Source organism: Streptomyces boluensis, assembly GCF_009908195.1.
Lineage (GTDB): Bacteria > Actinomycetota > Actinomycetes > Streptomycetales > Streptomycetaceae > Streptomyces > Streptomyces boluensis.
Genome location: NZ_JAAAHS010000235.1, coordinates 1 through 12,065, shown reverse-complemented (window position 1 = coordinate 12,065; position 12,065 = coordinate 1). Strand labels below are relative to the sequence as shown.

Annotated in this window: 14 protein-coding genes; 2 read left to right on the top strand and 12 right to left on the bottom strand. The window is 72.2% G+C overall.

What is annotated here, in order from left to right; translation table 11 throughout:
- Positions 1-26: 26 nt before the first annotated feature.
- Positions 27-305: a hypothetical protein gene (locus GUY60_RS25065; protein WP_161701628.1), complete on the top strand. Its 279-nt coding sequence runs from the start codon at positions 27-29 to the stop codon at positions 303-305.
- Positions 306-445: 140 nt separating this feature from the next.
- On the opposite strand, the gene der is transcribed toward GUY60_RS25065, so the two are convergent.
- The 6 genes from der to GUY60_RS25035 all read right to left on the bottom strand — a co-directional run bounded on the left by der (position 446) and on the right by GUY60_RS25035 (position 5,678).
- A complete protein-coding gene (gene der, locus GUY60_RS25060; protein WP_161701627.1) occupies positions 446-1,948 on the bottom strand; it encodes a ribosome biogenesis GTPase Der in 1,503 nt (500 codons plus the stop codon).
- 40 nt (positions 1,949-1,988) lie between these two features.
- Positions 1,989-2,675 carry a lysophospholipid acyltransferase family protein gene (locus GUY60_RS25055; RefSeq protein ID WP_161701625.1) on the bottom strand — a complete coding sequence of 229 codons (687 nt, stop codon included), beginning with the start codon at positions 2,673-2,675 and terminating at the stop codon, positions 1,989-1,991.
- Entirely contained in the window at positions 2,633-3,328 is a 696-nt protein-coding gene (gene cmk / locus GUY60_RS25050) for a (d)CMP kinase (RefSeq protein WP_161701623.1), read from the bottom strand. The genes GUY60_RS25055 and cmk overlap by 43 nt, the downstream gene beginning before the upstream one ends.
- 220 nt (positions 3,329-3,548) lie before the next feature.
- A complete protein-coding gene (locus GUY60_RS25045; RefSeq protein ID WP_161701621.1) occupies positions 3,549-4,634 on the bottom strand; it encodes a prephenate dehydrogenase in 1,086 nt (361 codons plus the stop codon).
- Positions 4,631-4,993 (bottom strand): chorismate mutase, encoded by a 363-nt coding sequence (gene aroH / locus GUY60_RS25040; RefSeq protein WP_161701619.1) that lies wholly within the window; start codon positions 4,991-4,993, stop codon positions 4,631-4,633. The genes GUY60_RS25045 and aroH overlap by 4 nt, the downstream gene beginning before the upstream one ends.
- 178 nt (positions 4,994-5,171) lie before the next feature.
- Positions 5,172-5,678, bottom strand: coding sequence for a YidB family protein (locus GUY60_RS25035; protein WP_161701617.1), 507 nt, complete (start codon positions 5,676-5,678; stop codon positions 5,172-5,174).
- Positions 5,679-5,975: 297 nt separating this feature from the next.
- On the opposite strand from GUY60_RS25035, the gene GUY60_RS25030 reads away from it, so the two are divergent.
- Complete coding sequence (locus tag GUY60_RS25030; protein WP_246235605.1) at positions 5,976-6,617, top strand: nucleotidyltransferase domain-containing protein; 642 nt, start codon at positions 5,976-5,978, stop codon at positions 6,615-6,617.
- Positions 6,618-6,625: 8 nt separating this feature from the next.
- On the opposite strand, the gene GUY60_RS25025 is transcribed toward GUY60_RS25030, so the two are convergent.
- The 6 genes from GUY60_RS25025 to GUY60_RS25000 all read right to left on the bottom strand — a co-directional run.
- Positions 6,626-7,396, bottom strand: a complete 771-nt coding sequence (locus GUY60_RS25025; RefSeq protein ID WP_312866414.1) for a nucleotidyltransferase domain-containing protein — start codon at positions 7,394-7,396, stop codon at positions 6,626-6,628.
- Positions 7,393-8,409, bottom strand: coding sequence for an ADP-ribosylglycohydrolase family protein (locus GUY60_RS25020; protein ID WP_188132887.1), 1,017 nt, complete (start codon positions 8,407-8,409; stop codon positions 7,393-7,395). The genes GUY60_RS25025 and GUY60_RS25020 overlap by 4 nt, the downstream gene beginning before the upstream one ends.
- Positions 8,409-9,131, bottom strand: a complete 723-nt coding sequence (locus tag GUY60_RS25015) for an NUDIX hydrolase (RefSeq protein WP_161701614.1) — start codon at positions 9,129-9,131, stop codon at positions 8,409-8,411. The genes GUY60_RS25020 and GUY60_RS25015 overlap by 1 nt, the downstream gene beginning before the upstream one ends.
- Positions 9,132-9,231: 100 nt before the next feature.
- Entirely contained in the window at positions 9,232-10,395 is a 1,164-nt protein-coding gene (locus GUY60_RS25010) for a pseudouridine synthase (RefSeq protein WP_161701612.1), read from the bottom strand.
- The gene (gene scpB / locus GUY60_RS25005) at positions 10,395-11,060 is read right to left on the bottom strand and encodes an SMC-Scp complex subunit ScpB (protein WP_161701610.1); all 666 of its coding nucleotides are present in this window, start codon (positions 11,058-11,060) and stop codon (positions 10,395-10,397) included. The genes GUY60_RS25010 and scpB overlap by 1 nt, the downstream gene beginning before the upstream one ends.
- A partial coding sequence (locus tag GUY60_RS25000; protein ID WP_161701608.1) for a segregation and condensation protein A occupies positions 11,057-12,065 on the bottom strand: 1,009 nt, incomplete at its 5' end. The genes scpB and GUY60_RS25000, both read right to left, overlap by 4 nt.

Sequence of the window (12,065 nt, the reverse complement as noted above, 5' to 3'; positions counted from 1 at the left end):
ACACCTCCCACCACCAGATCCCCCCGATGCGCCCGGCCCGTGACCCTTCGGCGGACCGCTCGGCGACTCCGATCTACGACGCCCTGTACGCGGAGTGGCGCCGGTGCTTCCGGGCCCTGCCCGGCGACCGGAGCGGCGAGGAGGAGCCGGGGTTCACCGGCTTCGGCTCGGACTCCCGCGCCCACGGCGGCGGTTCCCACACCGGGCACACCCCACCCGGCTTCTGGTTCACCGAGGTGCACCGCTCCTCCCCCGGCAACCGGCCACAGGCGGCCCTGCCACCGGCCCAGCGCCGCGAGAGCTGAAACCGGCCGAACCCGCCGGGCCCGCGCACCGCGAAGGCCCGGACACAGACACAGACACGTGCGCCGTACGAGACCGGAGATCCGGTGCCGTACGGCGCACGTGTCTGTGTCTGTAGCCGTGGCTGTGCCCTGGCCGTGGACTACTTCTTGCGGCCGCGCTTCTCGCGCACCCGGACCGAGATATGGATCGGCGTGCCCTCGAAGCCGAACTCCTCGCGCAGTCGGCGCTCCACGTACCGCCGGTAGCCGGCCTCGATGAAGCCGGAGGCGAAGAGCACGAACCGCGGCGGCTTGGTGCCCGCCTGGGTGCCGAAGAGGATGCGGGGCTGCTTACCGCCGCGGACCGGGTGCGGGTGCGCGGCGACCAGCTCACCGAGGAAGGCGTTCAGGCGGCCGGTCGGCACGCGCGTCTCCCAGCCCTCGATGGCCGTCTCGATCGCCGGGACCAGCTTCTCCATGTGCCGGCCGGTACGCGCCGAGACATTGACCCGCGGCGCCCACGCCACCTGGCCGAGCTCGGTCTCGATCTCGCGCTCCAGGTAGTAGCGGCGCTCCTCGTCGAGGGTGTCCCACTTGTTGTACGCGACGACGATCGCGCGGCCCGCCTCGACGGCCATCGTGACGATGCGCTGGTCCTGGATGGAGATGGACTCGCTGGAGTCGATCAGGATGACCGCGACCTCGGCCTTCTCGACCGCGGCGGCGGTACGCAGGGACGCGTAGTAGTCGGCGCCCTGCTGCAGGTGGACGCGCTTGCGGATACCCGCGGTGTCCACGAACTTCCAGGTGACGCCGCCGAGTTCGATCAGCTCGTCGACCGGGTCGCGGGTGGTGCCCGCCATCTCGTTGACGACGACGCGGTCCTCCTTCGCGACCTTGTTCAGGAGGGACGACTTGCCGACATTCGGGCGGCCGATCAGGGCGATGCGGCGCGGGCCACCGATCCCGGCGGCGCCGAACGTCTGCTGCGGCGCCTCGGGGAGCGCCTCGAGGACGGCGTCCAGCATGTCGCCGGTGCCGCGTCCGTGCAGCGAGGAGACCGGGAACGGCTCGCCGATGCCGAGCGACCACAGGGCCGTCGCGTCGGCCTCGCCGCTCTGGCCGTCCACCTTGTTGGCGCACAGCACGACGGGCTTCTTGGCCTTGCGCAGCAGACGTACGACCGCCTCGTCGGTGTCGGTGACGCCGACCGTGGAGTCCACGACGAAGACGACCGCGTCGGCCGCCTCGATCGCGTACTCGGCCTGCGCGGCCACCGAGGCGTCGATGCCGAGGACGTCCTGCTCCCAGCCGCCGGTGTCGACGAGCTTGAAGCGCCGGCCCGCCCACTCCGCCTCGTACGTGACGCGGTCGCGGGTGACGCCCGGCTTGTCCTCGACGACCGCCTCGCGGCGGCCGATGATGCGGTTCACCAGCGTCGACTTGCCGACATTCGGGCGGCCGACGACGGCGAGCACGGGCAGCGGGCCGTGTCCGGCCTCACCGATCGCGCCCTCGACCTCTTCGAGGTCGAAGCCCTCTTCCGCGGCGAGCTCCATGAACTCCGCGTACTCGGCGTCGCCAAGTGCTCCGTGCTCAGGCTCGTCCGAGCCGCCGGAGTGGATCTGCTCGTTCATGAAGTCCGTACCTCTGTCATCAGTCATCGATGGACCGCAGTTCACGGTCCACTACTCAAAGTCTCGCTCAGCGCCCGGTCAGGCGCCTGGCGTTATCCAGGTGGCCGGTGAGCCGCTCCTGGATCCGCACGGTGGCCTCGTCCAGCGCCTTGCGGGTCCGCCGTCCGCTGCCGTCGCCCGCCTGGAAGGCGTCGCCGAAGACGACGTCCACCCGGCTGCGCAGCGGAGGCAGCCCCTGTATCAACCGTCCGCGGCGCTCTCCGCTTCCCAGCACCGCGACCGGCACGATCGGCGCCCCGCTGCGCACCGCGAAGTACGCGAGGCCCGCGCGCAGCGACGCGAAGTCGCCCTCGCCTCGGGTGCCCTCGGGGAAGATGCCGAGCACGCCGCCCTCGCGCAGCACGTCGAGGGCGCCGGTGATCGCCGTACGGTCGGTGCCCGTACGGTCGACCTTGACCTGCCCGATGCCTCGCAGGAACGGGTCGAGCGGCCCGATGAACGCTTCCTTCTTGATCAGGAAGTGCACGGGCCGGGGCGCGGTGCCCATCAGCATCGGGCCGTCGAGGTTGTGCGCGTGGTTCACCGCGAGGATGACGGGGCCGCTCGCGGGCACCCGCCAGGCGCCGAGCACACGCGGCTTCCAGAACCCGTACATCAGGCCGACGCCGATGCGCCGGCCGACCTCCGCGCCCTTCTCCGAGGGGCCTTGGGTCACCGCTCGGCCCGCTTCTCCTCGACCAGCGTCACGACGCACTCGATGACCTGCTGCAGGGAGAGCTCGGTGGTGTCCACCTCGACCGCGTCGCCGGCCTTGGCGAGCGGGGAGGTCTTCCGGCCCGAGTCGGCGGCGTCCCGCTTGATCAGGGCTTCCCTGGTCGCGTTGACGTCGGCGCCCTTGAGCTCACCGCTGCGGCGGGCGGCGCGGGCCTCCGGCGACGCGGTGAGGAAGATCTTCAGGTCGGCGTCGGGCAGCACCGTCGTACCGATGTCGCGGCCCTCGACCACGATGCCGAGCTCCGTGCCGCGGGCGATGGAGCGCTGCAGCTCGGTGATCCGCGTACGCACCTCGGGCACCGCGCTGACCGCGCTGACCTTGGAGGTGACCTCCTGGGTACGGATCGGCGCGGCGACGTCGGTGCCGTCGACGGTGATGGTCGGGGCGGCCGGGTCGGTGCCGGAGACGATGTCCGGCTTGTCCGCGGCGGCGGCGATGGCGGCGGGGTCGGCGATGTCGATGCCGTTGTTCACCATCCACCAGGTGATCGCCCGGTACTGGGCGCCGGTGTCCAGGTAGCTGAGGCCGAGCTGGGCGGCGACGGCCTTCGAGGTGCTCGACTTGCCCGTGCCGGAGGGGCCGTCGATGGCGACGATCACTGCTGCCGGGGCGGCGTTTGCGGCGGTTTCCACGGGGGACGGACACCTTTCTCAGGGCACGGGGCAGGAGGGTGGGCGCGAGAAACGCCCCGGACAAGGTTACTGGCTCGCGACGGGGCTCTTTACGGCGCACCTTCACGGCCCGTGCTGAGCCCTCGCTGAGCCGTTGCTGAGCCCCTCCTGAACCCCTACCGAGCCCCGCCGGACGGAACCGGAGCGCCCTCTCCCGTGCCGGATCCGCCCCGGCCGCCGCCTACTGCCGGATCGACCAGCCGCGCTCCCGCAGCGAGGCCGAGAGCACCGGTGCCGCCTTGGGTTCGACGGTCAGCTGGATCACGCCGGCCTGCTGGCCGGTGGCGTGCTCGATGCGTACGTCCTCGATGTTGATGCCGACCGCGCCCGCGTCCGCGAAGATCCGCGCCAGCTGGCCCGGCTGGTCGTCGATGAGGACGGCCACGATCTCGTACGACACCGGGGCGGAGCCGTGCTTGCCGGGGACCCGGACCTGGCCGGCGTTGCCGCGGCGCAGCACCCGCTCGATGCCCTCGGAGCCGTCCGCCCGCTTGTCCTCGTCGGCGGACTGCAGGGCCCGCAGCGCGCGCACCGTCTCGTCCAGGTCGGCGGAGACCTCGGCGAGCAGGTCGGCGACGGGGCCGGGGTTGGCGGAGAGGATGTCGATCCACATCCGCGGGTCGGAGGCGGCGATCCGGGTGACGTCGCGGATGCCCTGGCCGCACAGGCGTACCGCGGACTCCTCGGCGTACTCCAGGCGGGCCGCGACCATGCTGGACACCAGGTGCGGCATGTGCGAGACGAGGGCGACGGCGCGGTCGTGGCCGTCGGCGTCCATGACGACGGGGACGGCACGGCAGAGCGCGACCAGTTCCAGCGCGAGGTTGAGCACCTCGGTGTCGCCGTCGCGGGTCGGGGTGAGCACCCAGGGGCGGCCCTCGAAGAGGTCGGCGGTGGCGGCGAGCGGGCCGGAGCGCTCCCGTCCTGACATCGGGTGCGTACCGAGGTACGTGGTCAGGTCGAGGCCCAGCTCCTCCAGCTCGCGGCGCGGGCCGCCCTTGACGCTGGCCACGTCGATGTACCCGCGGGCCAGGCCACGTCCCATCGCGTCGGCCAGGGTGGCGGCGACATGGGCGGGCGGCACGGCGACGACGACGAGGTCGACGGGGCCCTCGGGCGCGGTGTCGGTGCCGGCGCCGAGCGCGGCGGCGGTGCGGGCCTGCTCGGGGTCGTGGTCGCTGAGGTGCACGGTCACGCCGCGGCTCGCCAGGGCCAGGGCTACGGAGGTGCCGATCAGGCCGGTACCGATGACGGCTGCTGTTCTCACTGGGCGATGTCCTTGCGGAGTGCGGCCGCGGCACCGAGGTAGACGTGCGCCACCTCGGGCCTGGGCCGGTCGGACTCGATGTGGGCGAGGACCCGTACGACTCGGGGCATGGCGCCCTCGATGTCGAGTTCCTGGGCGCAGATCAGCGGTACGTCGGTGATGCCGATCCTGCGGGCGGCCGCGGCCGGGAAGTCGCTGCGCAGATCGGGGGTGGCCGTGAACCAGATGCTGATCAGGTCGTCCTGCGTCAGGTCGTTGCGCTCCAGGACGGTGGTGAGCAGCTCGCCGACCCGCTCGTCCATGTGCTGGGGGTCGTCCCGCTCCAGTTGGACGGCGCCTCGGACCGCTCGTACCGCCACGCTGCTGCTCCTTGCCTGCGAACCCGGGTGCGTCCCCGGGGCGAACCCGTGAAGTCGTGCACAGGCCAGGGTAGTCAGCGCCACTGACAGCGGTGCGCGGCGCCCGTCTGCCGAGACGGACGCCGCGCGGGATTTCACAGCCGGTACGTGGATCAGGGCTGCCGGCGCTCGATGTGGGTCAGAGCTGCTGCTGCTTGATGAGGTCCTGCAGCGAGGTGCCGCTGGGGACCTGGCCCTCGGGGGTCAGCCTGTCCACGACCTGCGGCAGCTCCTGGGCCACCTGGTCGGCGACCTGGTCGCGGCTCACACCCGCCTCGGTGGCGAGCTTGTCCAGGGTCTCGTCGGGCACCGCCTGCTTGACCTGGTCGGGGCTGAGCGGCTGGTTGGCGCCGGTGCCGACCCAGGAGTCGAGCTGGCCGCGGTCGACCAGGCCGGACTTGGTGATCATGTCGAGGAGGCCGCCGAGCGGGTTGTTCCCCACGCCGCCGCCCGCCTGGGCACCCGCCGCTCCCGCACCACCGGCACCACCGGCTCCACCGGCCCCACCGAGGAGGCTGCCGAGCAGGGAGCCGAGGATGTTGCCGCCGCCTCCGCCCGCGCTGCCCTGCCCGCCACCGGCTCCGCCGACGCCACCGCCGCCGCCGAGGAGACCGCCGAGGAGACCGCCCAGATCGTTTCCTGCCATGGTCGTGCCTTTCGAGAGGGTGACCGGGACCCGTGGCGGACACACGGACGCGGTGGCCCGCCGGGCCGTTCCAATGTCACCCGGACCGCACCGTGCCGCCACTTGGCGCAACCGGCCCGGCACCGGCGGCCACGCACCCCTCACGTACGCTCCGCTCGCATGCGCCCCGAAGACGTACCGCCGCCCGTCTCCGAACCCGACGCCGCGCCCGCCCCACAACCCGTCTCAGCGCCCGCCTCCGCGCCCGCGCCGAGCCCCGTGGACCTGGTGCGCGAACACACCGTGTACGCCTGTGTGATGGGCTCACGGGCCTTCGGGCTCGCGACCGAGGAGAGCGACACCGACATCCGTGGCGTCTTCCTCGCGCCCACCGCCGCGTACTGGCGCTTCGAGAAGCCGCCGACGCATGTGGAGGGTCCGCTCGACGAGCAGTTCTCCTGGGAGCTGGAGCGCTTCTGCGAGCTGGCCCTGCGCGCCAACCCGAACATCCTGGAGTGCCTGCACTCCCCCTTGGTGGAGCGGTGCGACGCGACGGGGCGTGAACTGCTCGCGCTGCGCGGCGCGTTCCTGTCCCGCGCGGCGCACGACACGTTCGCCCGGTACGCGCTCGGCCAGCGCAAGAGGCTCGACGCCGACGTCCGCGCGCACGGCGCCCCGCGCTGGAAGCACGCCATGCACCTGCTGCGCCTCCTGATGAGCTGCCGCGATCTGCTGCGCACCGGCGAGCTGGTGATCGACGTGGGCCACGCGCGCGAGGAACTGCTCGCCGTCAAGCGTGGCGAGGTCTCCTGGGGCGAGGTCGAGGCCCGGATGGCCCGCCTCGCGGACGAGGCGGAGGCGGCGGCCGACCGCAGTCCGCTGCCCGCCGAGCCCGACACCGCGCGGGTGGCGGATTTCCTCTACCGCACCCGCTGCGCCTCCGCCCTCGGCACCCTGTAGGCACTCCTTTACGCGAGCCGCGCCCGCACCACGAAGTCATGCAGCGCGTCGTACGCGGAGGGCGCGTCCGGCAGCGCCGAGGCCTCCTGGGCCGCGTCGAGCCGGGCGTGCAGCGCCTCGATATCCGCCACTACGCGCGCGTGCTCCACATCGGCGCCGCCGTGCTCAGCCTCGGCCTTGGCCGCGACCAGCTCGGGCAGGTACGCCGGGGCGTCCACCAGGCCGATGAGCGTGGGCAGATGGGCCTGCAGCTCGCCCGAGCGCATCAGGTGGATCCCGGTGAGCAGCACCCGGAACGCGTAGAGCAGCGGCTTCAGTTCGCGGGTCTTGTCGAACAACCGCCACTGCGTAGTGGCGAACCCCCGGTAATGGTGCGCGTGGTGAGCAGTCAGCACCTGCGGCGCGAGCGCGGCCAGCTCGGCGTGCGCGTCCGAGGTGTGCACGACGAGCGGCGAGAGCAACTGCTCCAGTACGTAGCCGTTCCGGCGCAGCATCAGGCGTACGAACTTGCGCAGGTCGTGCGTGACGAGGTCCATCTCGACGCCGTCGCGCACCCACATCCGCGACCGGGTCTCCTCGGGTTCGCGCAGCCCCACCAGAGCGGCGGCGGGCAGCAGGTGCGTGCCGCGCAGGTCGACGTCCGAGTCGCGGGACGGGAAGCCGTACAGATGGGCGCCGGAGACGGTCGCGAACAGCACCGGGTCGGGCTGCTCGGCGACGACCGGCGCGAGGTCGACGTCCGGGAGCCCCGCCGCCCGCAGCCGCTCCGCCGCCCTCACGCGTCCCACCGCGCGCCCAGGTCGAGCAGCTCGTCGCGGTACTCGATCCGGCCCGCCCACTCCTCGGGCCAGGCGTCCGCGCCCAGGTGGGCCCCGGCGAAGGCCCCGGCGAGGCAGGCGAGGGAGTCGGAGTCGCCGGAGCTGCAGGCGGCCCTGCGGATCGCGGTGAGCGGCTCGTCGGGGAAGATCAGGAAGCACAACAGGCCGGTGGCCAGGGCCTCTTCGGCGATCCAGCCGTCACCCGTGGCCAGGCACGGATCGGTCTCCGGGTTGGCGTCCCTGACCGCGGCGGCCAGCCGTTCGAGCACGGCCAGGCACTCGTCCCAGCCACGCGCGACGAACTGCTCGGCGCTCGGGTCCTGGGAGCGGGTCCACAGGTCGCCGAGCCACTCCTCGCGGTAGTGGGTGCGCTGCTCAAGGGCGTACGAGCGCAGCCGCCCGACCAGGCCCACCGGGTCCGCGCCCTGAGCGAGCAGCCGTACCGCGTACGAGGTCAGGTCGCTCGCGGCGAGCGCGGTGGGGTGGCCGTGGGTGAGCGCGGACTGGAGCTGGGAGGCGCCGGCCCGGGTGTCGTCGTCGAGCCGGGGCACGAGGCCGAGCGGCGCGACCCGCATGTTGGCGCCGCAGCCCTTGGAGTGCATCCGGCTGGCGTCCCGCCAGGGCCGCGCCTCGTCGGCGAGGAGTTCGCAGGCGCGGATGCAGGTGGCGCCGGGGGCGCGGTTGTTGTCCGGCGAGACGTTCCAGGCGACGAACTCCTGGCGTACGAAGTGGGCGAACCGCTCGGGCCCGCACACTCCGCGCTCTCCGGCCCGGGTCAGGCCACGGCCGAGGGCGAGGGTCATCTGGGTGTCGTCGGTGACGTACGCGGGCGTCGGCAGGGCCATCTCACGCCAGGGGCCGCACTTGGCGAGGATCGAGGGCACGTCGTTGAACTCGGTCGGGAAGCCGAGCGCGTCCCCGAGGGCGAGCCCGACGAGGGCCCCGGTGGCGGCGCGCTTCGTCGCGGTGGTCATCAGGATCGTCCTTCCGGTCGCAGCAGCGGCGGGTGCAGGGCGGTGGCGCCGCCCGCGCGGTAGAGGGCGGCCGGTTTGCCGCGGCCGCCGGTCAGCCGGGCCGCGCCGGGCACCGGCTCGACGAGGCCGGGGGTGGCGAGCACCTTGCGGCGGAAGTTCGCCGGGTCCAACTCGGCGCCCCACACGGCCTGGTAGACCTGCCGCAGCTCGCCGAGCGTGAACTCGGGCGGGCAGAAAGCGGTGGCGAGCCCGGTGTACTCCAGCTTGGCGCCGACCCGGTCATGGGCGTCGGCGAGCACCTGGTCATGGTCGAAGGCGAGCGGCGCGTACCCGGGCCTGTGCTCGGTGTACGGCAGCCAGTCCGCCCGCGCCGCGTCGCTGCCGCCGTACACGTCCGGGGCGTTCGGGACGAGGGCGGTGAAGGCGACGGAGACGACGCGCATGCGCGGGTCGCGGTCCGGTTCGCTGTAGGTGCGCAACTGCTCCAGGTGCAGCCCGGCCACGTCCGACAGGCCGGTCTCCTCGGCGAGTTCACGCCGGGCCGCGGTCTCCGCCGACTCGTCGGGCTGTACGAACCCGCCGGGCAGCGCCCTGCGTCCCGCGTACGGCTGCTCGCCGCGCTCGACCAGGAGGACCCGGAGCCCGCCCTCACGGATGGTGAAGACGGCCAGGTCGACGGTGACGGCGAAAGGTTCGAAGGCGTACTTGTCGTAGCCCTGCACGCACGACCACCCCCCTCTCTTTAATGGTCTCGACGACTATAAAGAGAGGGGGGTGGTGTGCACAAGCCCCTTCGCGACCGGTCCACGGCCGCGAGCCTTGCTACAGGTCGACTTCCTGCATCAGCATGCCGACCTCGGTGTTCGAGAGCCGCCGCAGCCAGCCCGACTTCTGGTCGCCGAGCGTGATCGGCCCGAAGGCCACCCGCACCAGCTTGTCGACCGGGAACCCGGCCTCGGCCAGCATCCGCCGCACGATGTGCTTGCGCCCCTCGTGCAGGGTCACCTCGACCAGGTAGTTCTTGCCGGTCTGCTCGACGACACGGAAGTGGTCCGCGCGCGCGTACCCGTCCTCCAGCTGGATGCCGTCCTTGAGCTGCTTGCCCAGGTCACGCGGGATCGGGCCCACGATGTGCGCGAGGTAGACCTTCTTCACGCCGTACTTGGGGTGGGTCAGGCGGTGCGCCAGCTCGCCGTGGTTGGTGAGCAGGATGACGCCCTCGGTCTCGGTGTCGAGCCGGCCCACGTGGAACAGCCGCGTCTCACGGTTGTTCGTGTAGTCCCCGAGGCACTGCCGTCCTTCGTTGTCCTCCATCGTGGAGACGACACCGGCCGGCTTGTTCAGCGCGAAGAACTGGTACGACTGCGTGGCCACGGTCAGCCCGTCGACCTTGATCTCGTCCTTCTCCGGGTCGACCCGCTGCCCCTGCTCCAGGACGATCTCGCCGTTGACCTCGACGCGGGCCTGGTCGACCAGCTCCTCACAGGCACGCCGCGAGCCGTAACCGGCACGCGCGAGCACCTTCTGCAGCCGCTCGCCCTCCTGCTCGGCGCCGGGGAAGGTCTTGGGGAGCTTGACCTCCTTCTTGCCCGCGTACCGGTCGCGGTTGCGCTCCTCGGTACGCGTCTCGTACTCACGCGAACGCGAGGGCGCCGTGCGGCCGCCGGACTGCTGGCCACGCTTGGGACCGCCCTTGGCACCGCCACGCGCCGAGGCACCGCGGCCCGACTTCGGACCGTCGAGGGTGCCGCCGGGGCCTACGTCGTAACGCCTCTCCTCGGGACGCGGCTTCTTCGGACGGCCGCTGCCCTGCTTGTCGTCGCGGTTGCCACCGGCACCGCGGGGGGCGCCACGGCCGCCGCTGCTCCCGCCGCGACCACCGCCACTCCCACCACGGCCACCGCTGCTCCCGCCGCGGCCGCCGCTGTTGCCACCACGGCTCCCGCCGTTGTTTCCGCTGCTGTTCCTGCCGCTGCTGCTTCGCATCAAAATTCCGTCTGGTCGTCTGCCTGCTCGAGACCCGGTGCATCGGGTGCGTCCGGATCGAACGACGGCACACCTTCCTGCGTATCGCCCTCGATCGCGTCCGCCTCGGGGAGGAAAGGCGCGAGTTCGGGTAGTTCGTCCAGGCCGCGCAGGCCCATCCGCTCCAGGAAGTAGTTCGTCGTCCTGTACAGGATCGCACCTGTTTCGGGTTCCGCGCCCGCCTCCTCCACCAGGCCCCGCTGCAACAGGGTCCGCATGACCCCGTCACAGTTCACTCCGCGCACGGCGGAGACCCTGGAACGGCTGACCGGCTGGCGGTACGCGACCACCGCGAGCGTCTCCAGGGCCGCCTGGGTGAGCCGCGCCTGCTGCCCGTCGAGGACGAAGCCCTCCACCGCCGCCGCGTACTCGGGCCGGGTGTAGAACCGCCAGCCCCCGGCGACGAGCCGCAGCTCGAAGCCGCGCCCCTGGGACATGTACTCATCGGCCAGCTCCCGCAGCGCGTGCGCCACGTCACGCGGGCGCCGCTGCAGCACCTTGGCCAGATGCTCCTCGGTGGCCGGTTCGTCGACGACCATCAGGACCGCCTCCAGGGCCGGCTTGAGGTCGAGCTCGGCGACCTCGAGCAGCCCCGCCGGGGCCTCGGAACTCCGCTGACCGCTCACGCGCCGCCCTCCGCTCTCTCCTCGCCCGGCTCCTCCTGAGACTGCTCCCGAGGCTTGTCCTCAGGCTTCTCCGGCGGCCGGTCGAACTCGTCGGTGACCTGCGGCTCGGCACCCTCGCCGCCGGTCCAGCGCACGGTCAGTTCACCGAGCGCCTCGTCCTGGTCCATCGCCACGGCCTTCTCCCGGTACAGCTCGAGCAGCGCCAGGAAGCGGGCGACGACGGTCAGCGTGTCCGGCGCGTCCTCGATCAGCACCTGGAAACTGGCCTCCCCCACCTCCCGCAGCCGCGCCACGACGACCTCGGCCTGTTCGCGTACGGACACCAGCGGGGCGTGGATGTGGTCCACGTACACCTGCGGCTCCGGCTTCGGCTGCATCGCCTTCACGGCCAGCCTGGCGAACCCTTCGGCCCCGATGCTGATGACCACCTCGGGCAGCAACTCGGCGTGCTGCGGCTCGAGTCCGACGGTACGGGGGTAGCGCCTGGCCTCGTCGTCGAGCCGCCGGTTGAAGATGTCGGCGATCTGCTTGTACGCGCGGTACTGCAGCAGCCGCGCGAAGAGCAGGTCGCGGGCCTCGAGGAGCGCGAGGTCGCCCTCGTCCTCGACCTCGGCGGCGGGCAGCAGCCGGGCGGCCTTCAGGTCGAGCAGCGTCGCGGCCACGACGAGGAACTCGGTGGTCTGGTCGAGGTCCCAGTCAGGACCCATCGCCCGGATGTGCGCCATGAACTCGTCGGTGACCTTGGAGAGCGCGACCTCGGTGACGTCCAGCTTGTGCTTCGAGATCAGCTGGAGCAGCAGGTCGAAGGGCCCCTCGAAGTTGTCGAGCCGGACCTTGAACCGCCCGTCGTCGACCACACCACCCTCGGGCTCGGGCTCGGGCTCAGCCTCGGGAACAGCCACAGGCTCTGGCTCTGGCTCTGGCTCTGGCTCTGCGACAGGCTCGGACTCGGCGACAGGCTCAAGCGGAGGCTCAGGCACCGGACCCGGCTCCGCCCCCGGCCCC

Excerpts from the sequence above, each read along its gene's own strand:
- GUY60_RS25065 (WP_161701628.1), top strand. The coding sequence starts at position 27 with ATGCGCCCGGCCCGTGACCCTTCGGCGGACCGCTCGGCGACTCCGATC.
- der (WP_161701627.1), bottom strand. The coding sequence starts at position 1,948 with ATGACTGATGACAGAGGTACGGACTTCATGAACGAGCAGATCCACTCC.
- GUY60_RS25035 (WP_161701617.1), bottom strand. The coding sequence starts at position 5,678 with ATGGCAGGAAACGATCTGGGCGGTCTCCTCGGCGGTCTCCTCGGCGGC.
- GUY60_RS25030 (WP_246235605.1), top strand. The coding sequence starts at position 5,976 with ATGGGCTCACGGGCCTTCGGGCTCGCGACCGAGGAGAGCGACACCGAC.
- GUY60_RS25020 (WP_188132887.1), bottom strand. The coding sequence starts at position 8,409 with ATGACCACCGCGACGAAGCGCGCCGCCACCGGGGCCCTCGTCGGGCTC.
- GUY60_RS25010 (WP_161701612.1), bottom strand. The coding sequence starts at position 10,395 with ATGCGAAGCAGCAGCGGCAGGAACAGCAGCGGAAACAACGGCGGGAGC.